General features: G+C 70.8%; 22 protein-coding genes. 14 read left to right on the top strand and 8 right to left on the bottom strand.

Annotated features, from left to right (window positions below):
• The first annotated feature begins 24 nt into the window (after window positions 1–24).
• From ftsW to AC3EUV_RS16680, 9 genes are all read left to right on the top strand, one after another.
• A complete protein-coding gene (gene ftsW, locus AC3EUV_RS16720) occupies window positions 25–1365 on the top strand; it encodes a putative lipid II flippase FtsW (protein ID WP_432143133.1) in 1341 nt (446 codons plus the stop codon).
• A gap of 6 nt (window positions 1366–1371) precedes the next feature.
• Window positions 1372–2463, top strand: coding sequence for an undecaprenyldiphospho-muramoylpentapeptide beta-N-acetylglucosaminyltransferase (gene murG, locus AC3EUV_RS16715; protein WP_435603226.1), 1092 nt, complete (start codon window positions 1372–1374; stop codon window positions 2461–2463).
• 22 nt (window positions 2464–2485) lie between these two features.
• Window positions 2486–3301 carry a cell division protein FtsQ/DivIB gene (locus tag AC3EUV_RS16710; protein ID WP_432143135.1) on the top strand — a complete coding sequence of 272 codons (816 nt, stop codon included), beginning with the start codon at window positions 2486–2488 and terminating at the stop codon, window positions 3299–3301.
• Window positions 3302–3582: 281 nt separating this feature from the next.
• On the top strand, window positions 3583–4815 hold the full coding sequence (gene ftsZ / locus AC3EUV_RS16705) for a cell division protein FtsZ (protein WP_387248876.1): 1233 nt from the start codon (window positions 3583–3585) through the stop codon (window positions 4813–4815).
• Between the two features lie 13 nt (window positions 4816–4828).
• Window positions 4829–5596, top strand: a complete 768-nt coding sequence (pgeF, locus tag AC3EUV_RS16700) for a peptidoglycan editing factor PgeF (protein ID WP_432143136.1) — start codon at window positions 4829–4831, stop codon at window positions 5594–5596.
• Window positions 5593–6315, top strand: a complete 723-nt coding sequence (locus AC3EUV_RS16695; protein WP_435603225.1) for a YggS family pyridoxal phosphate-dependent enzyme — start codon at window positions 5593–5595, stop codon at window positions 6313–6315. The genes pgeF and AC3EUV_RS16695 overlap by 4 nt, the downstream gene beginning before the upstream one ends.
• Before the next feature lie 124 nt (window positions 6316–6439).
• Window positions 6440–7060: a cell division protein SepF gene (locus AC3EUV_RS16690; RefSeq protein WP_432143138.1), complete on the top strand. Its 621-nt coding sequence runs from the start codon at window positions 6440–6442 to the stop codon at window positions 7058–7060.
• 72 nt (window positions 7061–7132) lie between these two features.
• On the top strand, window positions 7133–7426 hold the full coding sequence (locus AC3EUV_RS16685; protein WP_085924893.1) for a YggT family protein: 294 nt from the start codon (window positions 7133–7135) through the stop codon (window positions 7424–7426).
• Window positions 7427–7475: 49 nt separating this feature from the next.
• Window positions 7476–8588, top strand: a complete 1113-nt coding sequence (locus tag AC3EUV_RS16680) for a DivIVA domain-containing protein (RefSeq protein WP_432143139.1) — start codon at window positions 7476–7478, stop codon at window positions 8586–8588.
• Window positions 8589–8769: 181 nt separating this feature from the next.
• On the opposite strand, the gene ileS is transcribed toward AC3EUV_RS16680, so the two are convergent.
• On the bottom strand, window positions 8770–11907 hold the full coding sequence (gene ileS / locus AC3EUV_RS16675) for an isoleucine--tRNA ligase (protein WP_432143140.1): 3138 nt from the start codon (window positions 11905–11907) through the stop codon (window positions 8770–8772).
• 591 nt (window positions 11908–12498) lie between these two features.
• Here ileS and AC3EUV_RS16670 point away from each other — a divergent pair.
• From AC3EUV_RS16670 to AC3EUV_RS16655, 4 genes are all read left to right on the top strand, one after another.
• Entirely contained in the window at window positions 12499–13272 is a 774-nt protein-coding gene (locus tag AC3EUV_RS16670) for a TraR/DksA family transcriptional regulator (protein ID WP_435603224.1), read from the top strand.
• Window positions 13273–13396: 124 nt separating this feature from the next.
• Window positions 13397–13999, top strand: coding sequence for a signal peptidase II (gene lspA / locus AC3EUV_RS16665; RefSeq protein ID WP_435603223.1), 603 nt, complete (start codon window positions 13397–13399; stop codon window positions 13997–13999).
• Window positions 14000–14115: 116 nt separating this feature from the next.
• Window positions 14116–15057 (top strand): RluA family pseudouridine synthase, encoded by a 942-nt coding sequence (locus tag AC3EUV_RS16660; RefSeq protein WP_432143143.1) that lies wholly within the window; start codon window positions 14116–14118, stop codon window positions 15055–15057.
• 99 nt (window positions 15058–15156) lie between these two features.
• Window positions 15157–16752, top strand: a complete 1596-nt coding sequence (locus AC3EUV_RS16655) for a Na+/H+ antiporter (RefSeq protein ID WP_432143144.1) — start codon at window positions 15157–15159, stop codon at window positions 16750–16752.
• A 19-nt stretch (window positions 16753–16771) separates the two neighbouring features.
• Here the strand turns inward: AC3EUV_RS16655 and AC3EUV_RS16650 are convergent, their stop codons facing one another.
• Window positions 16772–17866 (bottom strand): mechanosensitive ion channel family protein, encoded by a 1095-nt coding sequence (locus AC3EUV_RS16650; protein ID WP_435603234.1) that lies wholly within the window; start codon window positions 17864–17866, stop codon window positions 16772–16774.
• Window positions 17867–17978: 112 nt separating this feature from the next.
• On the opposite strand from AC3EUV_RS16650, the gene AC3EUV_RS16645 reads away from it, so the two are divergent.
• Window positions 17979–18590, top strand: coding sequence for a dienelactone hydrolase family protein (locus tag AC3EUV_RS16645; RefSeq protein WP_432143145.1), 612 nt, complete (start codon window positions 17979–17981; stop codon window positions 18588–18590).
• Between the two features lie 34 nt (window positions 18591–18624).
• Here AC3EUV_RS16645 and AC3EUV_RS16640 read toward each other — a convergent pair whose 3' ends face one another.
• The 6 genes from AC3EUV_RS16640 to AC3EUV_RS16615 all read right to left on the bottom strand — a co-directional run bounded on the left by AC3EUV_RS16640 (window position 18625) and on the right by AC3EUV_RS16615 (window position 25163).
• Window positions 18625–20268: an alkaline phosphatase D family protein gene (locus AC3EUV_RS16640; RefSeq protein ID WP_435603222.1), complete on the bottom strand. Its 1644-nt coding sequence runs from the start codon at window positions 20266–20268 to the stop codon at window positions 18625–18627.
• Window positions 20269–20358: 90 nt separating this feature from the next.
• Complete coding sequence (locus tag AC3EUV_RS16635) at window positions 20359–21300, bottom strand: thioredoxin domain-containing protein (protein ID WP_435603221.1); 942 nt, start codon at window positions 21298–21300, stop codon at window positions 20359–20361.
• A 44-nt stretch (window positions 21301–21344) separates the two neighbouring features.
• Window positions 21345–22052, bottom strand: a complete 708-nt coding sequence (locus AC3EUV_RS16630) for a hypothetical protein (protein WP_432143148.1) — start codon at window positions 22050–22052, stop codon at window positions 21345–21347.
• A 122-nt stretch (window positions 22053–22174) separates the two neighbouring features.
• Window positions 22175–22984 carry a thioredoxin domain-containing protein gene (locus tag AC3EUV_RS16625; protein WP_432143149.1) on the bottom strand — a complete coding sequence of 270 codons (810 nt, stop codon included), beginning with the start codon at window positions 22982–22984 and terminating at the stop codon, window positions 22175–22177.
• A 49-nt stretch (window positions 22985–23033) separates the two neighbouring features.
• Window positions 23034–23693, bottom strand: a complete 660-nt coding sequence (locus tag AC3EUV_RS16620; RefSeq protein WP_432143150.1) for a hypothetical protein — start codon at window positions 23691–23693, stop codon at window positions 23034–23036.
• Window positions 23694–23798: 105 nt separating this feature from the next.
• Entirely contained in the window at window positions 23799–25163 is a 1365-nt protein-coding gene (locus tag AC3EUV_RS16615) for a DUF2252 domain-containing protein (RefSeq protein WP_432143151.1), read from the bottom strand.
• Window positions 25164–25318 lie beyond the last annotated feature (155 nt).

The following is a 25318-nucleotide window of genomic DNA, read 5'->3' as shown; positions in this document are numbered from 1 at the left end:
CGCGCACCTGTGGAGGGGACGAGGATGACGGCCCGATCGGCGAAGGCGTCCGGCCCGCGTCCGGCCCGCCGGCCCTCCACGGCACGCAAGCCGCGCGGCGGCCGCACCCCGGGCGGTGCCCGGGGGCTCCACACCCGGCTGAGACGGGCCTGGGACCGCCCGCTGACCGCGTACTACCTGATCCTCGGCGGCAGCCTGCTGATCACCGTCCTGGGGCTGGTGATGGTCTACTCGGCGTCCCAGATCAAGGCGCTTCAGTCCGGTCTCGCCCCGACGTACTTCTTCCGCAAGCAGCTGCTGGCCGCCGTCCTGGGCGGCGGGCTGCTGCTGGCGGCCTCCCGTATGCCGGTACGGCTGCACCGCGGGCTGGCCTATCCGCTGCTCGCCGTCTCGGTGTTCCTGATGTGCCTGGTGCAGATTCCGGGCATAGGGGTCGCGGTCAACGGCAACCAGAACTGGATCAGCCTCGGCGGACCTTTCCAGATGCAACCGAGCGAGTTCGCCAAGCTCGCGCTGGTGCTGTGGGGCGCCGATCTGCTGGCCCGCAAACAGGACAAAAGGCTGCTGGTGCAGTGGAAGCATCTGCTGGTGCCGCTGATCCCGGTCGCGTTCCTGCTGCTCGGGCTGATCATGCTCGGCGGCGACATGGGAACCGCGATCATTCTCACGGCGATCCTCTTCGGACTGCTGTGGCTGGCCGGGGCGCCGACCCGGCTCTTCGTGGGGGTGCTGGGCGCCGCCACGCTGATCGGGGCGCTGCTGATCAAGACCAGCGCGAACCGGATGTCCCGCCTGGCCTGCATCGGAGCGACCGATCCGGGGCCCGGTGATCAGTGCTGGCAGGCCGTGCACGGCATCTATGCGCTCGCGTCCGGCGGATTCTTCGGTTCCGGCCTCGGTGCAAGTATGGAAAAATGGGGTGAACTCCCGGAACCGCACACCGACTTCATCTTCGCCATCACCGGGGAGGAACTGGGTCTGGCGGGGACGCTGTCGGTCCTCGCCCTCTTCGCGGCTCTAGGCTATGCGGGTATCCGCGTGGCCGGACGCACGGAGGATCCCTTCGTACGGTACGCCGCGGGAGGTGTGACCACCTGGATCACGGCCCAGGCCGTGATCAACATCGGTGCGGTGCTCGGCCTGTTGCCGATCGCCGGGGTCCCCCTCCCGCTGTTCTCCTACGGAGGCTCCGCCCTGCTGCCGACGATGTTCGCCATCGGACTCATGATCGCCTTCGCGCGTGACGAGCCCGCTGCGCGAGCGGCGTTGGCCATGCGGCAGCCGGTCTTCGGCAGGAGGCAGGCTGGGGTGAGATGGAAGACGATGAGACGGCGCGTCAAGAAGCGGCCGTCCGGAGAGCGGTGAATTTCGGTGCATGTCGTACTCGCCGGTGGGGGGACCGCCGGCCACATCGAGCCCGCGCTCGCCCTCGCGGACGCACTGCGGAGGCAGGACCCCACCGTGGGGATCACGGCACTCGGTACGGAGAAGGGCCTGGAGACCCGGCTCGTCCCCGAGCGCGGCTATGAGCTGGGACTCATCCCGGCCGTGCCGCTGCCGCGCAAGCCCACCCCCGAACTGATCACCGTCCCCGGGCGTCTGCGCGGCACGATCAAGGCCGCCGAGCAGATCCTGGAGCGCACGAAGGCGGACTGCGTCGTGGGCTTCGGCGGCTATGTGGCGCTGCCCGGCTATCTGGCCGCCAAGCGGCTCGGGGTGCCGATCATCGTCCACGAGGCCAATGCCCGCCCCGGCCTGGCCAACAAGATCGGCTCGCGGTACGCCAAGTTCGTCGCCGTCAGTACCCCGGACAGCAAGCTGCGCGGTGCCCGGTATGTCGGTATCCCGCTGCGCCGCACCATCGCCACCCTGGACCGCGCCGCGGTCCGCCCCGAGGCGCGGGCCGCCTTCGGTCTCGACCCCAACCTTCCGACCCTGCTGGTGTCCGGTGGTTCCCAGGGGGCCCGTCGGCTGAACGAGGTCATCCAGGCCGCCGTTCCGGTCCTCCAGCGCGCCGGCATCCAGGTCCTGCACGCGGTCGGTCCGAAGAACGAACTGCCGCATGCGGACAACATGCCCGGGATGCCCCCCTATGTCCCGGTACCGTACGTGGACCGGATGGATCTCGCGTACGCCGCGGCCGACATGATGCTCTGCCGCGCGGGCGCGATGACCGTCGCCGAGTTGTCCGCCGTCGGGCTCCCGGCCGCCTTCGTCCCGCTGCCCATCGGCAACGGCGAGCAGCGGCTCAACGCCCAGCCGCTGGTCAACGCCGGCGGGGGCCTGCTGGTCGACGACGCCCAGCTGACCCCGGACTGGGTGCAGAACAGCGTGCTCCCGGTCCTGGCCGATCCGCACCGGCTGTACGAGATGTCGCGCGCGGCCTCCGAGTTCGGCCGCCGGGACGCCGACGAGCTGCTGGTCGGCATGGTGTACGAGGCGATCGCACAGCGCAACAAGTAGCCCACGAGAGAAGGCAGGGAGCGTGGCCGGACCGACAACCGCCCGGCGAGGCGAGAAGAAGTCACTGTCCGGCCCGCCCTCCGCCGCGGCACCCCCGGGGCGGAGATTCCGGTGGGAGCGCCTTCCTCTTCGCGCGCCGAGCCGCCGCAGTCTGATCATCATCCTGATCGTCGCGGTGCTGCTCGGCGCGTTCGGCGTCTGGGCCCTCTATGCCTCGAACTGGCTCCGGGTGGAACGCGTCAGCCCCACCGGCACCAAAGTGTTGACGCCGCATGAGGTCATCGCCGCCGCGGACGCCCCGATGAACGCGCCGCTGGCCTCGGTCGATACGGACGCACTGGCTCACCGGCTGCGCGCACGGCTGCCGCGCATCAAGACCGTGGACGTCGAGCGGTCCTGGCCGCACACAATCAGCCTGAAGGTGACCGAAAGAGAGCCGGAACTGCTGCTGCGATCGGGCAGAAAGTTTGTCGAAGTGGACGCCGAGGGCGTCCGGTTCGCCACGGTCGCCACGGCCCCCAAGGGCGTTCCGCTTCTGGAAATGACCGTCTCCGACTCCCCGAGTCTGCACCGGTTCGGAATCGACCGGTTGCGGCGCGCCGCGGTCGAGGTCGCCCAGGATCTGCCGGCGGCCGTACGCAAGGACGTACGAAAGGTTCGCGTACGGTCCTATGACGCCATCACCGTCGAACTGACCGGCGGCCGCACGGTCGCGTGGGGCAGCCGCGAACAGGGCGCCGAAAAGGCAAAGGTGCTGACCGCGCTGCTGAAAGCGGCGCGTGACGCGCGCCACTTCGACATCTCGGTACCCAGCGCCCCTGCGGTGTCCGCGAGTTGACGTCCGTAGTGGCAGGCCAGCACCCTGGATGGCTACGACTATGGGTGATCACATAGGGTGAAAAGAAAAACGGGAGGTTCGGCGTGTTCGTTGAACGGGCGCGCCTTGTCGACTTAGTGTCTCGTTCCAAAGGGACTATGGAAGCAAGGAACACAGGCACAGGTAACCCTAAACTTCAACGTTAGGGTTCGGGTCGGCGATACGAACCGTCCCATCGGCATCAGTCGGCGTCCACACGCAGTGCGGCGACGACACGTAACTCGAGGCGAGAGGCCTTCGACGTGGCAGCACCGCAGAACTACCTCGCAGTCATCAAGGTCGTCGGCATCGGCGGCGGTGGCGTGAACGCCATCAACCGGATGATCGAGGTCGGGCTCAAGGGCGTCGAGTTCATCGCGATCAACACCGATGCGCAGGCGCTGCTGATGAGCGACGCCGACGTCAAGCTCGACGTCGGCCGCGAAATGACCCGCGGGCTCGGCGCCGGCGCCAACCCGGATGTGGGTCGGAAGGCGGCCGAGGACCACCGCGAGGAGATCGAGGAGGTCCTCAAGGGGGCCGACATGGTCTTCGTGACCGCGGGTGAGGGCGGCGGCACCGGCACCGGCGGCGCACCCGTCGTCGCCAACATCGCGCGCTCGCTGGGCGCCCTGACGATCGGTGTGGTCACCCGCCCGTTCACCTTCGAGGGCCGCCGTCGCGCCAACCAGGCCGAGGACGGCATCGCCCAGCTGCGCGAAGAGGTCGACACCCTCATCGTGATCCCCAACGACCGACTGCTGTCCATCTCGGACCGCCAGGTGAGCGTGCTCGACGCGTTCAAGTCCGCGGACCAGGTCCTGCTGTCGGGTGTTCAGGGCATCACCGATCTGATCACCACCCCGGGCCTGATCAACCTCGACTTCGCCGACGTCAAGTCCGTGATGTCGGAGGCCGGCTCGGCCCTCATGGGGATCGGCTCGGCGCGCGGCGACGACCGCGCGGTGGCCGCAGCGGAGATGGCGATCTCCTCGCCGCTCCTGGAGGCGTCCATCGACGGCGCCCGTGGGGTGCTGCTCTCCATCTCCGGCGGCTCCGACCTCGGTCTCTTCGAGATCAACGAGGCCGCCCAGCTGGTCAGCGAGGCGGCACACCCGGAAGCCAACATCATCTTCGGTGCGGTCATCGACGACGCACTGGGCGACGAGGTCCGGGTGACGGTCATCGCCGCCGGCTTCGACGGCGGTCAGCCGCCGGCCCGCCGGGATGCGCAGTCCTCCGCACTGTCGGCCCCGAAGCGCGAGGAGCCCGCCCCGGCCCCGAGCCGTCCGGCGACTCCGCCCGAGCCGCGTTCGTCGTCCTTCGGCGGACTGGGTTCGGTGCCCGTACGGGACGAGGAGCCGGCGCCCGCCGAGTCCTCCTCCTCGCTGGGCGAGGTCCCGTCGTCCCCGGCGAGCGCTCCGCAGGTTCCCCCGGCCCGTCCGTACTCGGACTCGGCGGCGGAGGAACTGGACGTCCCCGACTTCCTGAAGTGACCGAAGCACTGAAGTGATAGGGCAACAGCACCACGAGAGCGGCGCGCACTTCGCCTTCACCGACAGGTGGGGCGGGGTGAGCGCCGCTCCGTATGATCAGCTCAACCTCGGCGGCGCGGTCGGCGACGACCCGCAGGCCGTCCATGCCAACCGGGCCCGCACCGCGGGGGAACTCGGCCTCGACCCGGCCGCGGTGGTCTGGATGAACCAGGTGCACGGCCGGGACGTCGCGGTGGTCGACGGGCCCTGGCGGCACGGCGACGACATCCCCGGTGTGGACGCGGTGGTGACGGAGCGCCGCGGCCTCGCACTCGCGGTCCTGACCGCCGACTGCACCCCGGTCCTGCTCGCCGACCCGGTTGCCGGGGTTGCCGGGGCCGCGCACGCCGGCCGGCCCGGGCTGGTCGCCGGGGTCGTCCCGGCGGTGGTCGAGGCGATGGTGAAGCGGGGCGCGGAGCCGGCGCGGATGATCGCGTACACCGGACCGGCGATCTGCGGGCGCTGTTACGAGGTGCCCGAGCAGATGCGGTCCGATGTCGCCGCGGTGGTGCCGGAGGCCCGCGCGATGACCAGTTGGGGCACTCCCGCGGTCGACGTCACCGCGGGGGTACGGGCCCAACTCGCCGCGCAGGGCGTGCTGGTGCGTGAAGATTCCCACATCTGCACCCGCGAATCCGCGGACCATTTCTCGTATCGGCGCGACCGTACGACGGGGCGGCTCGCGAGCTATGTATGGCTCGGGGACACCCCCGGCCCGGGGCTGGGGGAGGCCACACCGTGACGGAGGACCGCAAGTCGCAACTGGCAGAGAATCTGGCGCGGGTGGAGGAACGTATCTCCGCCGCCTGCGCCAAGGCCGGCCGGCCGCGTGACGAGGTGACCCTGATCGTGGTCACCAAGACCTACCCCGCGAGCGACGTCCGGTTGCTCGCGGAGCTCGGGGTGCGGCAGGTCGCGGAGAACCGGGATCAGGAGGCGGCCCCCAAGGCCGCTGAATGTGCTGATTCGCCCCTTACTTGGCACTTCGTTGGTCAGCTCCAGACCAACAAGGTGCGGTCTGTGGCTGGTTATGCCGGAATTGTTCAGTCGGTCGACCGGGCCCGGCTCATCACCGCACTCGACAAGGAGGCGGTGCGCACCGGGCGCGAACTGGGTTGCCTGATCCAGGTGGCACTTGACGCGGAGTCGGGGGTGCGGGGTGAGCGGGGCGGGGTGGCGCCGGACGGTGTCGCGGCGCTCGCCGAGCGGATCGCCGGCGCCCAAGGTCTGCGGCTGGACGGTGTGATGACCGTCGCGCCGCTGGCCGGACCCTATGCGGGGCGTGAACTCGCGGCTTTCGAACGGCTCATGGAAATCTCATCCGACCTGCGCGGGAACCATCCTGGTGCCAACATGGTGTCAGCAGGCATGAGCGCGGATCTCGAAGAGGCCGTGGCGGCCGGGGCGACACATGTGCGCGTCGGCACTGCGGTACTCGGAGTCCGACCACGGCTCCGGTAACGTCGCCAAGCAAGTCGGACCACAGCACAAAATATGGTCATTCCCGTAAAAAGCGGGGCAGGCCGAGTGGATCCAAGGCCCCTGGTGACGGAGCCGATCCACCACAGAGCGGAGGACGCAGAGAATGGCCGGCGCGATGCGCAAGATGGCGGTCTACCTCGGCCTCGTGGAGGACGATGGGTACGACGGCCGGGGGTTCGACCCCGATGACGAGTTCGAGCCCGAGCTTGACCCGGAGCCCGATCGCGGGCGGCGTCAACAGCACGCGGTGCAGGCCGAAATTCCCCCGGAACGGGAGGAACCCGTCCGTGCCGTGACACCTCCGGCGCAACGTGAACCGGCCCCGCTTGCCGCGGAAAACGGACGACCCGCGCGAATCGCCCCCGTGGCATCCATCACACCCGACCGTCCGAATCTGGAGAAGAACGCACCGGTGATCATGCCCAAGGTTGTGTCCGAGCGGGAGCCCTACCGCATCACCACACTTCACCCCCGGACCTACAACGAAGCCCGTACCATCGGGGAACACTTCCGTGAGGGCACTCCGGTGATCATGAATCTGACGGAGATGGACGACACCGACGCGAAGCGACTTGTCGACTTTGCGGCCGGTTTGGTGTTTGGTCTTCACGGCAGCATCGAACGGGTGACGCAGAAGGTGTTCCTGTTGTCGCCTGCTAACGTCGATGTCACGGCGGAGGACAAGGCCCGTATCGCAGAGGGCGGGTTCTTCAACCAAAGCTGAGACGCAACACCGGGCACACCGAGGCCGTGAGGCCAACACAGGAGCAAGGCAAGGGGAGAGGGACAGCGCGAGATGAGTGTCTTTGGTCAGGTGATCTACATCGCGCTGTACTGCTTCCTGATCGTGTTGATCTTCCGGCTGGTGATGGACTATGTCTTCCAGTTCGCCCGTTCATGGCAACCCGGCAAGGCGATGGTGGTCATTCTTGAGGCCGCCTACACTGTCACTGATCCGCCACTCAAGCTTCTGCGGCGGGTCATTCCGCCGCTGCGTCTCGGGGGCGTGGCGCTCGACCTGTCCTTCTTCGTATTGATGATCATCGTGTACATCCTGATCACCGTCGTGAGGACGGTGTTGTTGGTGTGAACGATACGGTCTTGCCGATTGCCGACGACTACGTTGAGGTGAAGTAGAGATGCCGTTGACCCCCGAGGACGTGCGGAACAAGCAGTTCACGACCGTCCGCCTCCGAGAAGGCTATGACGAGGACGAGGTCGATGCCTTCCTCGATGAGGTCGAAGCCGAACTGACCCGGCTCCTGCGGGAGAACGAGGACCTTCGCGCCAAGCTTGCCGCTGCCACCCGCGCTGCCGCGCAGAATCAGCAGCAGCAGGGTCTGCGGAAGGGACCGGACCAGCAGCAGGAGCAGCAGCAGCGGCCTGGGGCTCCGGTGCCCGCCGCCATATCCGGTCCGCAGCCGGTGCCGCCGCAGCAGCAGGGGATGGGTGGACCTCCCCAACTGCCCGGTGGTGCACCTCAGCTGCCTCCTGGTCCCGGTGGCCACGGACCGCAGGGTCCGCACGGTCCCGGTCCGATGGGTCCCGGCGGTCCCATGGGTGGCCCGATGGGCGGCCCCGGTGGACCCCAGCTGCCCGGCCCCGGTGGCCAGCAGGGCGGCCCGGGCGGTGACAGCGCCGCGCGCGTGCTGTCGCTGGCACAGCAGACCGCCGACCAGGCGATCGCGGAGGCCCGTTCCGAGGCCAACAAGATCGTCGGCGAGGCGCGCAGCCGTGCCGAGGGCCTGGAGCGGGACGCCCGCGCCAAGGCCGACGCGCTGGAGCGGGACGCGCAGGAGAAGCACCGCGTGGCGATGGGCTCGCTGGAGTCGGCCCGCGCGACGCTGGAGCGCAAGGTCGAGGACCTGCGCGGCTTCGAGCGCGAGTACCGCACGCGGCTGAAGTCCTACCTGGAGAGCCAGCTGCGTCAGCTGGAGAACCAGGCGGACGACTCGCTGGCCCCGCCGCGGACCCCGGCGGCTGCCCCCTCGCTGCCGCCGTCGCCGTCGATGGCGTCGGCCGGTGCGGGCACCATGGGCGGCAACCACACCATGGGTGGCGGCCAGTCGATGGGCGGCGGCAACCACTCCATGGCCGGTCCGTCCAGCAACGGTCCGTCCTACGGCGGTCAGCAGCAGATGTCGCCGGCGATGACCCAGCCGATGGCTCCGGTGCGGCCGCAGAGCCCGCAGCCGATGCAGCAGACGCCGTCGCCGATGCGTGGCTTCCTGATCGACGAGGACGACAACTGACGTCCGCGTAGCGCGCACCGTCGGCAATCAGGGCCGAGCCCCGAAGGAACATTCCTTCGGGGCTCGGCCCTTTTGTGTGGACTTGTCTGTGCGGTGCGTGCGGTCAGCGGGGACGGCAGAGCCCCCCGGTGCGGTGGCGCCGGGGGGCTCTGTTGACGTCGCGGGGTGGCCGCGTCCGCGGTTACGCCTTGCGCAGCCGGAACGAGAGGGCCAGGCTCTCGTCGGTGAACGCGGAGCCGTAGGAGTCGTCCGCGTCGCCGGGGGCGAAGTCCGTGGCGAGCACCTCGTCGGAGATCAGGCCGGCGTGGTCGGTCAGCGCCGTGCGCACCTCCTCGTCGGTGGACTGCCAGCGCAGCGCGATCCGGTCGGCGACGTCGAGGCCGCTGTTCTTGCGGGCGTCCTGGATCAGCCGGATCGCGTCGCGGGCCAGGCCCGCCCGGCGCAGCTCCGGGGTGATCTCCAGGTCGAGGGCGACCGTCGCGCCCGCGTCGGAGGCTACCGACCAGCCCTCGCGCGGGGTTTCGGTGATGATCACCTCGTCGGGGGCGAGTGAGACGGTCTCGCCGTCCACCTCGACGCTCGCGGTGCCCTCGCGCAGGGCGAGGGAGAGGGCGGCGGCGTCCGCCGCGGCGACGGCCTTGGCGACCGCCTGGACGCCCTTGCCGAACCGCTTGCCCAGGGCCCGGAAGTTCGCCTTGGCGGTGGTGTCGACCAGGGAGCCCCCCACCTCGGAGAGCGAGGCCAGCGAGCTGACGTTGAGCTCCTCGGCGATCTGAGCGCGCAGGTCGTCGGAGAGGCCCGCGAAGCCGTGCGCCGCGACCAGCGCACGGGACAGCGGCTGGCGGGTCTTGACGCCCGACTCGGCGCGGGTCGCCCGGCCCAGCTCGACCAGCCGGCGCACCAGCTGCATCTGGCCGGACAGCGCCGGGTCGATGAGCGTCCGGTCGGCGACCGGCCAGGTGGAGAGGTGGACGGAGTCCGGGGCGTCCGGGGTGACCGGGACGACCAGGTCCTGCCAGACCCGCTCGGTGACGAACGGGGTGAGGGGCGCCATGAGGCGGGTGACCGTCTCGATGACCTCGTGGAGCGTGCGCAGTGCGGCCGCGTCGCCCTGCCAGAAGCGGCGGCGGGAGCGGCGGACGTACCAGTTGGAGAGGTCGTCGACGAAGGAGGAGAGGAGCTTGCCGGCGCGCTGGGTGTCGAAGGCCTCCAGCGACTCGGTGACCTGCTCGACCAGGCCGTTCAGCTCACCGAGCAGCCAGCGGTCCAGCAGCGGGCGGTCGGCGGGGGCCGGGTCGGCCGCGGAGGGTGCCCAGCCGGACGTGCGGGCGTACAGCGCCTGGAAGGCGACGGTGTTCCAGTACGTCAGCAGCGTCTTGCGGACGACTTCCTGGATGGTGGAGTGGCCCACCCGGCGGGCGGCCCAGGGTGAGCCGCCGGCGGCCATGAACCAGCGGACCGCGTCGGCGCCGTGCTGGTCCATGAGCGGGATCGGCTGGAGGGTGTTGCCCAGGTGCTTGGACATCTTCCGGCCGTCCTCGGCGAGGATGTGGCCGAGGCAGACCACGTTCTCGTACGAGGACTTGTCGAAGACGAGGGTGCCGACCGCCATCAGGGTGTAGAACCAGCCACGGGTCTGGTCGATGGCCTCGGAGATGAACTGCGCCGGGTAGCGCTTCTCGAACAGCTCCTTGTTGCGGTACGGGTAGCCCCACTGCGCGAACGGCATCGAGCCCGAGTCGTACCAGGCGTCGATGACCTCCGGGACGCGGGTCGCGGTGCCCTGGCAGGTCGGGCAGGGGAAGGTGACCGCGTCGATGAACGGGCGGTGCGGGTCCAGGTCGGACTGGTCGGTGCCGGTCAGCTCGGTCAGCTCGGCGAGCGAGCCGACGCAGGTGAGGTGGTCCTCCTCGCAGCGCCAGATGGGCAGCGGGGTGCCCCAGTAGCGGTTGCGGGACAGCGCCCAGTCGATGTTGTTGTTGAGCCAGTCGCCGAAGCGGCCGTGCTTGACCGACTCGGGGAACCAGTTGGTGTTCTCGTTCTCCCGGAGCAGGGCGTCCTTGATCGCGGTGGTGCGGATGTACCACGACGGCTGGGCGTAGTAGAGCAGCGCGGTGTGGCAACGCCAGCAGTGCGGGTAGCTGTGCTCGTACGCGACGTGCCGGAAGAGGAGACCGCGGGCGTCCAGGTCGGCGACCAGCGTCTCGTCGGCCTTCTTGAAGAACTGGCCGCCGATCAGGGCCAGTTGCTCCTCGAAGGTGCCGTCCGGGCGGACCGGGTTGATCACCGGCAGCTCATACGCCTTGCAGGTCCTGAGGTCGTCCTCACCGAAGGCCGGGGCCTGGTGGACGAGGCCGGTGCCGTCGTCGGTGGTGACGTACTCGGCGTTGACGACGATGTTGGCGCCCTCGAGCTCGACGAGGCCGAAGGGGCGCTCGTAGGCCCAGCGCTCCATCTCGCGGCCGGTGAACGACTCGCCGGTCGCGGTCCAGCCCTCACCGAGCGCCTTCTCCAGCAGCGGCTCGGCGACGACCAGCTGCTCGGTGCCGTCGGTGGCGACGACGTAGGTGACGTCGGGGTGCGCGGCGACGGCGGTGTTGGAGACCAGGGTCCAGGGGGTGGTCGTCCAGATGAGCAGCGCGGCCCGGCCGGCCAGCGGGCCGGAGGTCAGCGGCAGGCGGACGAAGACCGAGGGGTCGACGACGTTCTCGTAGCCCTGGGCCAGCTCGTGGTCCGACAGGCCGGTGCCACAGCGCGGGCACCAGGGGGCGACGCGGTGGTCCTGGACCAGCAGGCCCTTGCCGAAGATCTCCTTCAGCGACCACCACACCGACTCGATGTAGTCGGGGTCCATCGTGCGGTACGGGGCGTCCAGGTCGGTCCAGTAGCCCATACGGGTCGTGAGCTCGGCGAAGGCGTCGGTGTGGCGGGTCACCGACTCCCGGCACTTGGCGTTGAACTCGGCGATGCCGTACGCCTCGATGTCCTTCTTGCCGCTGAAGCCCAGCTCCTTCTCCACGGCCAGCTCGACCGGGAGGCCGTGGCAGTCCCAGCCGGCCTTGCGGTCGACGTGGTAGCCCTGCATCGTGCGGAACCGGGGGAAGACGTCCTTGAAGACGCGCGCCTCGATGTGGTGCGCGCCGGGCATGCCGTTGGCGGTCGGGGGGCCCTCGTAGAAGACCCACTCGGGCCGTCCCTCGGACTGCTGGAGGGTGCGGGCGAAGACCTTCTGCTCCTGCCAGAACTCGAGCACGGCGTGCTCAAGGGCGGGGAGGTCTACCTGGGCGGGTACCTGGCGGTACTGGGGCTGCGGACTCATCGGGGGCTTCCTCCGGCGGACACCTGCTGCGTTCTCCGTCCGGAGGGACGAGAGCCATGGCTCCCGCGGTACCACCCTCCTTGGCGGTGCCACTGCACCGCCCCCTCATTGGGGTCGCGCTGCCGGTTCTACTCACCCGTGGGCTTTCTTCCGGCGGCTCCGGGGTGATCTTCACGTCGTGCACGCCCCCGGGCTTCCACCGTCCCCGGGTCGCTGCTGGCTGCGTACGGCGCTACTCGTCCCGTCAATGCCTCTCGCTGGGCCCAGTGTACGGGGCGGGGCCGACAGCGGCCGACCGGATTTCGGCGGCCGGGGCGGAGTCCGGCGCGGGGCGCCGTACGGGCGGTGGTCCGGACCGTCGCCGCGCCGCGCTCCCGGCCCGCGCGATGACCCGAATGGCCAGCGGCCCGCCACCCCTCCCACGGGCGGATTCGCCCCGCCGGGAAGCGGGCACAACCGAGACGAACCGCCCTTCCGGGCCAGGCACCGGGGAGCGCAGGGCGGTGCGTCCCGTTGCCGCGTGGCGGGCGGCGATTTATCGTTCCCGTCACGATTCGCGAACAAAGTCACATATGTGAAGGGGTCGCGGCCATGGTGGCGAAAAAGACCGCCGCGGAGAAGAGCACGACGCCTGCCGACGAGGCCGACGCGAAGCAGCCTCCGGCGAAGAGGACAGCTCCGAAGAAGGCCGCGGCCAAGAAGCCGGCGGCCGGTACGGCCACGCCGGAAAAGGCGACGGCCCGGAAGGCGGCGCCGAAGCGGGCCGCCACGAAGAAGACGGCGGCGAAGAAGACGGTGGTGAAGAAGACGGCGGCGAAGAAGGCCGCGAAGAAGGCTCCGGCCAAAAAGGCCGCGGTGCCCGCTAAGAAGACGGGAGCCAAGACGGTGGTGGCGAAGAAGACTGCGGCCGCATCGGCCACGGCACACGGCGAGGACTCCGCGGTGCCCATGGCCCGGGTGGCCGCGGCGCCGGGGGAGCTCGCCGTACGGCCCGGCGAGGACCCGTGGACGCCGGCGGAGGTCGCCGCGGCCCGGACCGAGCTGATGGACGAGACGTCCCGGCTGCGGCTGGAGATCGTCTCGGCCGAGGACGCCATCGCCGGGCTGATGCGTGACTCCGGGGACGGTGCGGGCGACGACGAGGCCGACACCGGCAGCAAGAACATCACCCGCGAACACGAACTGGCGCTCGCCTCCAATGCCCGCGAGATGCTCCACCAGACCGAACGGGCCCTCGGGCGGCTGGACGCGGGCACCTATGGGCTGTGCGAGAACTGCGGCAACCCCATCGGCAAGGCGCGGATGCAGGCCTTCCCGCGCGCCACGCTGTGCGTGGAGTGCAAGCAGCAGCAGGAGCGCCGCTGAGGAGCCGGCCGGCCGGTGGCGCGGACGGCACCCGTGTCGCCCGCGCCCGCAGGGGTGTGCCGTACTCTCGTGGTTCAGCCGGGCACGGCCCGGCCGGGGACACAACGGGCTGAGGGACTCACACGTGGCAGAGGCGGAACGCATCACCGGTACGCCGGAACCCGAGCCGGGTACCGGAGCGGATCCCACGACGGGGTCCGAAGGGGGAGGTCCGGTGCGGGCGGAGGAGAGCAAGGGCCGCGGTCAGCGGCGGATCGTCGCGCTGCTGCTGGTCGCGCTCGTCGTCTACCTGCTCGACCTGGGCAGCAAGCTCCTCGTGGTCGCGAAGCTGGAGCACCATGCGCCCATCGAGGTGATCGGGACGCTGCTGCGGTTCACGGTGATCCGCAACCGCGGCGCCGCGTTCGGCATGGGCGAGGCCCTGACGATCTTCCTCACCATCATCGCCGCGGCCGTGATCCTGGTGATCTTCCGGATCGCCCGCAAGCTCTACAGCCTGCCCTGGGCGATCGCGCTCGGGCTGCTGCTCGGCGGTGCCTTCGGCAACCTCACCGACCGGATCTTCCGCGCGCCGGGCGTCTTCGAGGGCGCGGTGGTCGACTTCATCGCACCGGCGCACTTCGCGGTCTTCAACCTCGCCGACTCCGCGATCGTCTGCGGCGGCGTGCTGATCGTGATCCTGTCCTTCCGGGGGCTGGACCCCGACGGGACCGTGCACAAGGACTGAGACCCCGCGGCGGGGCCGGCCGGGGCGGCAGCCGTTGGCGGTGCCGGCCGACGGGCTCCCGGGGCCGGGCCCCGGCCCCGGGCAGGACACCATGGCGGGACTGCCATACTCGTGGGGTGAGCACCATTCCCGAGATCCGCACCCTGCCCGTACCGGACGGCCTGGAGGGCGAGCGCGTCGACGCCGCGCTGGCCCGGATGTTCGGCTTCTCCCGTACGAAGGCGGCCGAACTCGCCGCCGCCGGAAAGGTCCGGGTCGACGGATCCGAGGTGATGAAGTCGGAGCGGGTGCACGGCGGCGCGTGGCTGGAGGTCGAGATGCCGCAGGCCGCGCCGCCCGTCGAGATCGTCGCCGAGCCCGTCGAGGGCATGGAGATCGTCCATGACGACGACGACATCGTGGTGATCATGAAGCCCGTCGGGGTCGCCGCCCACCCGAGCCCCGGCTGGAGCGGAACCACCGTCATCGGCGGTCTGGCCGCGGCCGGCTACCGCATCTCCACCTCCGGCGCCGCCGAGCGCCAGGGCATCGTGCACCGCCTCGACGTCGGCACCTCCGGCCTGATGGTGGTCGCCAAGTCCGAGCGCGCCTACACCCTGCTCAAGCAGCAGTTCCGCGAGCGGACCGTCGACAAGCGCTACCACTCCCTGGTCCAGGGCCACCCGGACCCGATGAGCGGCACCATCGACGCCCCCATCGGCCGTCACCCCCAGCACGACTACAAGTGGGCGGTCACCGCCGAGGGCAAGCCGTCGGTCACGCACTACGACCTGATCGAGGCGTTCCGGGCGGCCAGCCTGCTCGACATCAAGCTGGAGACCGGCCGCACCCACCAGATCCGGGTGCACATGGCCGCCCACCGCCACCCCTGCGTCGGCGATCTGACCTACGGCGCCGACCCCACCCTCGCCAAGCGGCTGGGCGTCGGCCGGCAGTGGCTGCACGCGGTCCGGCTGGGCTTCGAGCACCCCTCGGACGGCCGCTGGGTCGAGTTCGAGAGCGGCTACCCGGACGATCTTCAGCGCGCCCTGGACACCGTCCGGGCCGAGAGCGGCTGACGCAGCGGCCTGCGGGGCACCGGCACCGCGGGCCACCGGCGGCTTCATGGCAGGCTGGGGGCGGAACATGACCGGATCCGACCCCGGAGCGTCGCCACCGTGGACCAGCTGGCTCTGATGTTCGTCCTGCTGCTCGGAGCCGTGGTCATGGTTCCGGTCGGCGACCGGCTGGGGCTCCCGTCACCGGTGCTGATGACGCTCGCCGGCGCCGTCCTGGCGCTGCTGCCGTTCGTGCCCAACGTCGAGGTGCCGCCCGAGTTCATCCTGCCGGTGGTGCTGCCGCCGCTGCTCTACGCGGCCGTCCAGCGCACCTCCTGGCGGCAGTTCACCGCCAACCTCCGGCCGATCTTCCTGCTCGCCGTGGCGCTGGTCTTCGCGACCACCGCCGCGGTCGCGGCGGTCGCCCAGGCGGTGGTGCCCGGGATGCCGGTGGCCGCGGCGGTGGTGCTCGGCGCGCTGGTGGCACCGCCCGACCCGGTCGCCGCGACCGCCGTCGCCGGCAAGCTCGGGCTGCCCCGCCGGCTGGTCTCCATCCTGGAGGGCGAGGGGCTGTTCAACGACGTCACCGCGATCGTGCTCTACCACGTCGCCCTCGCCGCGGCCATCAGCGGCAGCTTCTCGGTGTCCGCCGCGATCGGCTCGCTGGTGCTGTCCGCCGTGGTGGCTATAGCGGTCGGCCTGCTGCTCGGCTGGGTCACCAACAAGCTGATGGGGCTGCTCGGTGACCCGACGCTCCAGATCGGCCTGACGCTGCTGGTGCCGTTCGTCGCCTATGTCCTGGCCGAGGAGTTCCACGGGTCCGGGGTGCTCGCGGTGCTTACCTGCGCGCTGTTCCTGGCCGAATACGCGGTCGACGCGGACGATGTGATGGGCCGGCTGGCCGGCTACACCTTCTGGGAGGTCGTCGACACCCTCGTCACCGGTGTCGCCTTCGGGCTGATCGGGCTGGAGCTGCACAACATCTTCGGGGCCGCCTCGCACCGCTGGGGCCAGCTGCTCGGCGCCGGCGCCGCCGTCGTCGGGGTGGTCGTCGGCGTCCGGCTGCTGTGGCTGCTGCCCGCCGCCTGGCTGGCCAAGCGGATGCACAAGCTCCGCGACTACGACGAGGAGATCCCGATGAGCTGGCGGGAGACGCTCATCATGTGGTGGTCGGGGATGCGCGGGGTGGCCTCCGTGGCGCTGGCGCTGGCCATCCCCTTCAGCATCGACGGCGGGAACGGCTTCCCCGCCCGCGACGACATCCTCTTCATCGCCTTCGCGGTGGTGCTCAGCACCCTCCTCGTCCAGGGCCTCACCCTGCCCTGGCTGGTGCGCAGGCTGCGGGTGCGGGCCGACACCGACGCCGTCGACGCGCTGGAGCGGGAGCTGGCGCTCCGGGTGATCAAGGCGTCCAAGCGGCGGCTGAAGGAGATCCTGGAGGTCGAGGAGCTGCCCGACGAGGTCAGCGACCAGCTGGCGCGCCGGGCGTACGACCTGGGCGCCCGGATCGCGCCGGACATCGTCGACGACGAGCGGCGCGAGCTGTTCGAGAAGCGCATCCAACGGATGAAGAAGGTGCAGCGGATCCAGGGCGAGATGCTCTCGGCCGCCCGGCACGAGGTGCTGGCCGCGCGCAGCGAGCCGGGCGCGGACCCGGAGATCGTCGACCGGGTGCTGCGCCATCTGGACGTGCGCAGTCTGCGGCACACACCCTGACGCCGGGCGGGCCGGCCTCCTACTCCTTCGACAGCCGCCGGGCGTCCGGCTCCTCGCCATGGCGGGCCTCCGGGACCCCGAGCGGGGCCGGCGCGGTGCTGATCCGCGGCAGCGCGTAGGCATGCTCGGTCCGCAGCCACTCCAGCATCCGCTCGCGGACCTCGCAGCGCACCGTCCAGAGGGTGTCCGCGTCCCGCGCGGTGACCAGCGCCCGCACCACGATCGTGGACGGGGTGGTGTCGGTGACGACCAGGCTCCAGGACCTGCCGTCCCAGTCCGGGCACTCCTGGAGGGTTTCGAGCAGCCGCTGGCGCATCTTCTCCACCGGCGCGCTGTGGTCGAGGTGGAAGAAGACCGTGCCGGTCATCTGTGCCCCGCCGCGCGACCAGTTCTCGAACGGCTTGCCGGTGAAGTACGACACCGGCATGGTGATCCGGCGCTCGTCCCAGGTCCGTACGGTCAGCGAGGTCAGGGTGATCTCCTCGACGGTGCCCCACTCGCCGTCCACGACGACGGTGTCCCCGATGCGCACCATGTCACCGAAGGCGATCTGGAGCCCCGCGAAGAGGTTGCCGAGGGTGGACTGGGCGGCGATACCGGCGACGATGCCGAGCAGGCCGGCAGACGCCAGCATGGACGTGCCGACCGCCCGCATGGCCGGGAACGTCAGCAGCATCGAGGCGGCCGCGACGACGATCACCACGGCCGTCACCACCCGCTGGATCAGCGTCACCTGGGTCCGCACCCGCCGCACCCGTGCCGCGTCCCGGCCGCTGGCTGCATAGCGCGAGTACGAGGACTCGACGATCGCCGCCGCGGCCCGGACCGCCAGCCAGGCGGTGGCCGCGATCAGGACCAGGGTCAGCGCCTGGCCGACGCCCGCCTCGTGGTCCGCGGCGATCTTCAGCCCCGCCTCGTCGAACGAGCCGCGCAGCAGCGCGGTGCACAGGGCCACCCGCAGTGGTATCCGGCAGCGCCGCAGCAGCCCCCACAAGGGGGTTTCGGGATGGGCGGCGTCGATCCGGCGCAGTCCGCGATCGGTGAGCCAGACCAGGATGAGCGTGAGCAGGACCGCGCCGCCGATGACGGCGACCGGACGCAGGACGTCCTCCAATGACACGGGACTCCTCCTCCGTGGGGTGCGAGCGGCTGTGGTGTGCGGGTACCCGGTCCCCACGACGGTAGCTGGCAGGATGGGGCGAGAACGATCCGACTCCAGGGAAGTGATGTCAGTGCCGGCCTCCGCCGAGTCCCCGACCAGCGGGCTTTCGACGATTGTGCTGTTTCATTCGGTATGCGGGCTTCGTCCCGCGGTGCACGCCGCGGCGGACCGGCTGCGGGCCGCGGGACACGAGGTGATCGTCCCCGATCTGTTCGACGGACGGACCGCGGAATCGGTAGCGGACGGCATGGTCATCAAGGACGAGATCGGCAAGGAGGAGCTGCTCAAGCGGGCCATCACGGCCGTGGCGCCGTACTCCGACCGCGGGCTGGTCTACGCCGGCTTCTCCTTCGGCGGCTCGGTCGCCCAGAACCTCGCGCTGGGCGACGAGAAGACCCGCGGGCTGCTCCTGCTGCACGGCACCTCGGACATCGCGGAGGACACCACCGCCGACGATCTGCCGGTGCAGCTGCATGTCGCCGACCCGGACCCGTACGAGCCGCACGACTGGCTGAACGCCTGGTATCTCCAGATGCGCCGGGCCGGCGCGGACGTAGAGGTCTTCCGCTACGCCGGCGCCGGCCACCTGTTCACCGATCCCGGGCTGCCCGACTACGACGCGGAGGCCGCGGAGCGCACCTGGAAGGTGGCGCTGGGCTTCCTCGCCGGGCTGTGAACCGGGCGGCCGGCGCCGCGCGGGACGTGCGCCGTCAGCCGGCCGGCTGGTCCGCCCGCTCCATCTGCTGGGTGCCGGACCGGGTGCGGTAGGAGCGCAGCAGCTCGCTGGTGGCCTGCGGGTCGGTCCGGTCGGAGACCCCGAAGTAGTCCATCTGCGTCCGCTCGGCGTTGACGTCCAGGACCCCGTAGCCGTGGGAGTCCATGTCCAGCCATTTCACATGCCGGTTGGCGGCCTTGAGGGCGGCGACCCCGGCCAGCGAGATCGTGTGCGGGGCGACATGCAGGAAGTCGTCCACGTTGTCGGAGGTGACGGAGGTGACCACGAACTCCGTCGCCACCGGCCGGTCGGCGGGGTAGGTCGCCGCCTGGAGCGGGACATCGTTGGCCCAGGCCATGTGGATGTCGCCGGTCAGGAACACGGTGTTGTCGATGCCGCGGTCGCTGAGGTGGCTCAGCAGCTCGCGCCGGTCATCGGTGTAGCCGTCCCACTGGTCGGTGTTGATCGCCAGGCCCTCCTTGGGTATCCCGAGGATGTCGGCGAGCGGGCCGAGCAGCTTCGCCGGGACGGCGCCGAAGGCGACCTGCGAGATCATCACCGAGGTGCCGACCAGCCGCCAGGCGGTGTCCGAGCGCTCCAGCCCGGCCTTGAGCCAGTCCAGCTGGGCCCGCCCGGTGAGCGTACGGCTCGGGTCGTCGACCGCGCCGCTGCCCGGCTTGGCCTGCTCGTCGCGGAACGACCGCAGATCCAGCAGATGCAGATCGGCGAGGGTGCCGAAGCGCAGCCTGCGGTAGGTGGTGCCGGCCGTCGAGGGGCGCACCGGCATCCACTCGAAGTACGCCTGCTTCGCGGCGGCCATCCGCGCGGACCAGGGGCCCTCGGTCTCCGGCGTGTGGTTCGTCGCGCCGCCCTTCCAGGCGTTGTCGGCGAACTCGTGGTCGTCCCACATGGCGATGACCGGGTGCGTGGCGTGCATGGACAGCGCGTCCGGGTCGGTCTTGTGGACGCCGTGCCGGATGCGGTAGTCGGCGAGCGTCAGCAGCTCGTGGGCGGGGGAGTGCGGGCGGACGACGTACTTGAACTCCGGGTACTCGCCGGACTTGTACTCGTAGAGGTAGTCGCCGAGGTGCAGCACCGCGTCCAGGTCGGCGCGGGCGGCCAGGTGCCGGTACGGGGAGAAGTAGCCGGACTCCCAGTTGGCGCAGGAGACCACACCGAAGCGGACGTTGCCGGCGGCGGAGTCATGGGCCGGGGCGGTGCGGGTCCGGCCGACGGGGGAGTGCTGCCCGCCGGCGGTGAAGCGGTAGAAGTAGTGGGTGGCCGGCTTCAGGCCGCGGACGTCCGCCTTGACGGTGTGGTCGGCGGCGGCCGAGGCGGTCAGGCTTCCCCGGGCGACGACGGACGCGAAGTCCTTGTCGGTCGCCACCTGCCAGCTCACCTCGGTGGCCGGCCCCCGGCCGGATCCGGGGGTGGCCGCCGGGGTCGGCGTGACCCGGGTCCACAGCAGGACGCCGTCCGGGAGCGGGTCACCGGAGGCGACGCCGTGCCGGAAGAACGGGTCCTGGCCGGCGGCCTCTTGGGCGTGCGCGGTGGTGGCGCCGGCGAACGGCAGAAGTGCGGCGGTGGCGGCTACTGCCGTAACGGCAGTGCGGCGCGAGATCTGGTCATGATCGGTCACGGCCGCTCACCCTACTGGCCGGTAAGCGGGCCCGGGAGGGCGAATTCGCGGGAACTCCGAGAATTCGCCCGCCCGTTGTCCGAAAGGCACTCAGCGGGAGGCCGTGGGGTCCTTTTCGCCCTCGCGAATGCCGTTCTGGCCGCCATCGCCCTTGCTGTCGCCCTTGCCCGGGTCCGGCTTCCCGGAGCCCTTCGCCGGGCCGAACTCCTTGTCGATCATCTTCTTGAAGTTGGCCTGGGCGAGCTGGTTGTACTGCGCCTGCGTCATCTGCTGCTGTGGCACCTGGGGGATCGTCAGCTTCTTGTCGCCGTGCATGAAGGTGGGCGTACCCCGGACGCCCTTACGGCCGAACAGCGCGGTCATGTCCATCACCCAGCGGTCGTAGGTGCCCTCCTTCACCGCCGTCTCGAACGCCTTGTTGTTCTTCAGCTCCGGCACCGTGGCGGCGACCTTGAGCAGTTCGGCGTCCTTGGCGTAGGTGTCCACCTGCTCCTCGGGGTGGAACTTGGTGGAGTACAGCGCCTTCTTGTACTTCAGGAACGCCTCCGGGCTGACGTTCAGCGCCGCACCGAGCGCGCTCAGCGCGTTCTTCGAGCCCTCGCCGCCGGCCGGTGAGTCGTCGATGAAGGTGTACATCGAGAAGCGGACCCGGTAGCGGCCGTCCTCGATGTCCTTCAGCAGCGCCTCGCCGCTGCTCTGCTCGAAGGACGCGCACGCCGGGCAGCGGACGTCCTCGAAGACCTCCAGGGTCTCCTTGGCGTTCTTGTCACCTATCAGGATCTCGGTGCCGTTCTTGCCCTGGGTGTGGGCGGGCGCGACGGGCTTGGCCTCTTTGGCGGCCTCCCAGCCGGTGGGCTCGTTGGCCTTCATCACCATGAAGCCGATGCCGCCGGCCACGGCCAGGACACCGACCACGGCCCCGGCCACGAAGAGTTGACGGCGCAGCTTCTCCTTCTTCTGCTGGCGCTCGCGCTCGGCCCGGATGCGCTCACGGGCGGCGGCCTTGTTGGCCTGGTTGTTGCGGTTGCTCATGGGGGGTTCCGTCTCTCAAGGGTGGGGTTGCTGCTGCGGACTGGTCAGACGGCGGCCGCGGCGGGCGGGCCGCGGCGCAGGACGCAGTGCACCAGGAGAGGGAGCGGGCGGGCGGCCGGCGGAGGCGGCGGGCGCAGGCGCCGACGGGGCGGCGGGAACACGGTGGTGACCACCGCGGCCGCGGTCCGCAGTGGGCGGAAGGCGCCGGCCGCGGCGGCGCGCAGCAGGGCGTCCAGGGCGGCGTCCCCGCGGTGCAGCCAGCCGGCGGCGAGCAGGCCGACGGCGACATGGGCAGCGAGCAGCAGCCAGGGGGCGGCCGGCGGCACCGGCGGCAGCGGCGTGCCCGTGTGGGCGGCGAGGCGGGCGAGCGGAGTGCCCAACTCGCCGCCCGCGCACAGCAGATCGACGCCGACCGAGCGCAGCGGGCCGGTGACCGGGCCGCCGGCTCCGCCGTAACAGGTGTGCTGTCCGGCGGTGAAGACGGTGTCGGCGGTCAGCTCCAGGGGCACCAGCAGTGCGGCGATCCGGCCGTAGCCGCGCTCCCGTCCGGTCAGTGCGTAGGCCGCGGCGAAGACGCCGGCGCAGATCGCGGCGACCGACGCGGGCGGCAACGGGGCGTGGGAGAGCAGGACATGGGAGGTCGCGGACAGGGTGGTGCACAGCGCGGTGAACAACGCCGCCCGCACCGCCCGGAGCTGGACCCCCGGCGCGGCCGCCGGCCGGGTCCCGGGACGCCCTCCCGTCGCCTGCACGTTCGGGAGTCTGCCATGTGCACGGCACCGGCACGGGTCAAGATTTGGCATCGGCCGGCGCGCACGGAGCGCGCCGGCCGGGGGAGCCGGGGACCGGCCGGCACGACCGGCCCCCGCCTACGTCACTTCTTCAGGGCCTTGTCCACCGCGGAGTTGAAGGCGGCCACGCTGGACGGTGCCGACGTGCCCTGCGGGGTCTTCGTGCCGAGCACCGTGCCGTTGAGCTTGATCGTCGGGGTGCTCTTGACGTCCTTGACGGAGTCGAAGGCCTTGGACACCCCCAGCGCCCAGCGGTCGTACGTACCGGACTTGACGGCCTTCTGGAAGGCGGCGTTCCCCTTCAGCGCCGGGACGGTGTCGGCGACCTTGATCAGGTAGCTGTCGTCGGCGAACTTGTCCGGCCCGGTCTCGTCCGGGTGGAACTCCTTCGAGTACAGCGCGTACTTGTACTTCAGGAAGGCGTCGGGGCTGACGTTCAGGGAGGCGCCCAGCGCGCTGAGCGCGTTCTTGGAGCCGGTGCCCTGGAGGTTGTTGTCGAGGAACGTGCCCAGGTGGTACGAGGCCTTGTACTTGCCGTCCTGGATGTCCTTCTCGATGGTGGCGCCGGCGGTCTGCTCGAAGGCGGCGCAGCCGGGGCAGCGCGGGTCCTCGAAGAGCTCCAGGGTGTTCTTGGCGTCCTTCTTGCCGACGACGATCGTGGTGCCGTCGGTGCCGCTGGTGTTGGCGGGCTTGACCAGCGGGCCGCTCGCCGCGTCGTCACCCGAGCCGGCCACGGCCACCGCGATGCCGCCGGCTATCGCCAGGACACCGACGATCGCACCGCCGACGGTCAGCTGCCGGCGGAGCCGGTCCTTCTTCGCCTGCCGCTCGCGCTCGGCGCGCAGCCGCTCGCGGGCTGCCTGCTTGTTGGCCTGGTTGTTGCGATTGCTCATGACTGTTCCTGCTCTGTGCGATCCGTGGGAAGGGGTGGGTGCGGTGTGCCTATGCGGCGAGCGCGCAGGGCGGCCCACGGCGGACGACACAGTGCACGAGCAGGGGGGTGGCGCGGGCGGGAGACCCGGACCGTACGGGAGCGGGCGCCGGGCGGCGCGGGGCGGCGGTGGCGCCGATGACCGCGACGGCGAGGAGTAGCGGGCGGAAGGCGAAGCCGGCCACCGCGCCCAGCAGCCGGCCCAGCGCGGCCTCACCGCGGCGCAGCCAGCCCGCGGCCAGCAGCCCGACCAGCAGATGCGCCGCCAGCAGGACGAGCCAGCTGCTGACCGGCCCGGCCTGGTCCTCGGGCAGCCGCGTCAGCGGTCCGCCGACCGGGCCGCCGCCGCACAGCAGATCCACGCCGAGCGAGCGCAGCGGGCCGGCGACCGGGCCGCCGGCCGCGCCGTAACAGGCGTGCTGACCGAGGCTGAAGACCAGATCGGCGGTGAGCTCCAGGGGGACCAGCAGCGCCGCGATGCGCCAGTAGCCGCGCTCCCGGCCGGCCAGCGCGTAGGCGAGGAGGAATACGGGGGTGGCGATCGCGGCGACGGTGGTCAGCGGCAGCGGCATACGGGACAGCAGCACATGGGACGCCGCGGACAGCGAGACGCACAGCGCCGTGAAGAGCGCCGCGCGCAGAGCCCGCAGGTGAGGTGCCGAAACGTCCATTGCAGCCGAGTGTGCCATGACCGGGGATAAGGGGTGCTTAAGAGGGCCCGAAGCCGTACGCACCGGGCGATACGGTGCGTACGGGGTGACTCGGGCCCGTGCTCCCTACAGGCCGGGGATCCGGCCGTTGCGGAAGAGGTCCACGAAGATCTGGTGGTCGGCGCGGGCGCGGGCGCCGTAGGAGTGCGCGAAGTCCACCAGCAGCGCCGCGAAGCCCTCCTCGTCGGCCGCGATGGCCGCGTCGATGGCGCGCTCCGTGGAGAACGGGACCAGGGAGTGGCCGCTCTCGTCGTCCGCGGCGGCGTGCATGGTCGCGGTGGCCCGGCCCAGGTCGGCCACCACGGCCGCGATCTCGTCCGGGTCGTCGATGTCGGACCAGTCCAGGTCGACCGCGTACGGCGAGATCTCGGCGACCAGCTGGCCCGCGCCGTCGAGCTCGGTCCAGCCCAGCCACGGGTCGGCGTGGTCCTGGAGGGCGCGCTGCGAGATCACTGTGCGGTGGCCCTCGTGCTGGAAGTAGCCGCGGACCGTGGGGTCGGTGATGTGCCGGGAGACGGCCGGGGTCTGCGCCTGCTTCATGTAGATCACGACATCGTTCTCCAGGGCGTCGCTGTTGCCCTCCAGAAGGATGTTGTACGACGGCAGACCGGCCGAGCCGATGCCGATGCCGCGCCGGCCCACCACGTCCTTGACGCGGTAGGAGTCCGGGCGGTCCAGGCTCGACTCCGGCAGCGTCTCCAGATAGCCGTCGAAGGCGGCGAGGACCTTGTAGCGGGTCGCCGCGTCCAGCTCGACGCTGCCGCCGCCCGCCGCGAAGCGCCGCTCGAAGTCGCGGATCTCGGTCATCGAGTCCAGCAGCCCGAACCGGGTCAGCGAGCGGGCGTCGCGCAGCGCGTCCAGCAGCGGGCCCTCGGCGGTGTCCAGCGTGAAGGGCGGCAGCTCGTCCTTGTCGGAGCTCTTCGTCCCGGAGGCCAGTGCGTGGACGCGCTCCCGGTAGGCGGCGGCGTAGGTGCGCACGAGGTCGGTGATCTGCTTGTCGCTGAGCGCCTTGGCGTAGCCGATCAGCGCGACCGAGGCGGCGAACCGCTTCAGGTCCCAGGTGAACGGGCCGACGTAGGCCTCGTCGAAGTCATTGACGTTGAAGATCAGCCGGCCCGTGGCGTCCATGTACGTGCCGAAATTCTCGGCGTGCAGATCGCCGTGGATCCACACCCGGGCGGTCCGCTCGTCCAGATACGGGCCGCTGTCCTTGCCGCCGCCGTCCTGGGTGGCGAACGCCTCCATGTCCCGGTAGAACAGGCAGGCCGTGCCTCGGTAGAAGGCGAACGCGGAGGCGGCCATCTTCCGGAATTTCACGCGGAAGGCCGCGGGGTCGGCGGCGAGCAGCTCTCCGAAGGCGGTGTCGAAAACGGCGAGGATCTCCTCGCCGCGCTGCGCGGCGTCCTGCGCCGGGGCGTGCTGGGACGGCATCGCTGGGTGCCTCCTGAGGTGCGGAACGGTACGGGATCCGTGGCGGATCCCCCGGCGGTGGGCCGGGGGAGGATCTGCCACTGACAACGCGCGAGGCTACTCGTCGGTGCCCGTCGATTGTCACCGGGGAGCCGTAGACTTCGAGACCACCATCC

The organism is Streptomyces sp. bgisy130 (assembly GCF_057708345.1).
Note: the sequence above shows the minus strand (reverse complement) of the source record. Positions and strands in the feature narration are given on the sequence as shown.

Coding starts and splice junctions, on each gene's coding strand:
- ftsW (WP_432143133.1), top strand. CDS start 25: ATGACGGCCCGATCGGCGAAGGCGTCCGGCCCGCGTCCGGCCCGCCGG.
- AC3EUV_RS16690 (WP_432143138.1), top strand. CDS start 6,440: ATGGCCGGCGCGATGCGCAAGATGGCGGTCTACCTCGGCCTCGTGGAG.
- AC3EUV_RS16685 (WP_085924893.1), top strand. CDS start 7,133: ATGAGTGTCTTTGGTCAGGTGATCTACATCGCGCTGTACTGCTTCCTG.
- AC3EUV_RS16680 (WP_432143139.1), top strand. CDS start 7,476: ATGCCGTTGACCCCCGAGGACGTGCGGAACAAGCAGTTCACGACCGTC.
- ileS (WP_432143140.1), bottom strand. CDS start 11,907: ATGAGTCCGCAGCCCCAGTACCGCCAGGTACCCGCCCAGGTAGACCTC.
- AC3EUV_RS16670 (WP_435603224.1), top strand. CDS start 12,499: ATGGTGGCGAAAAAGACCGCCGCGGAGAAGAGCACGACGCCTGCCGAC.
- AC3EUV_RS16645 (WP_432143145.1), top strand. CDS start 17,979: ATGTCAGTGCCGGCCTCCGCCGAGTCCCCGACCAGCGGGCTTTCGACG.
- AC3EUV_RS16635 (WP_435603221.1), bottom strand. CDS start 21,300: ATGAGCAACCGCAACAACCAGGCCAACAAGGCCGCCGCCCGTGAGCGC.
- AC3EUV_RS16625 (WP_432143149.1), bottom strand. CDS start 22,984: ATGAGCAATCGCAACAACCAGGCCAACAAGCAGGCAGCCCGCGAGCGG.
- AC3EUV_RS16620 (WP_432143150.1), bottom strand. CDS start 23,693: ATGGACGTTTCGGCACCTCACCTGCGGGCTCTGCGCGCGGCGCTCTTC.
- AC3EUV_RS16615 (WP_432143151.1), bottom strand. CDS start 25,163: ATGCCGTCCCAGCACGCCCCGGCGCAGGACGCCGCGCAGCGCGGCGAG.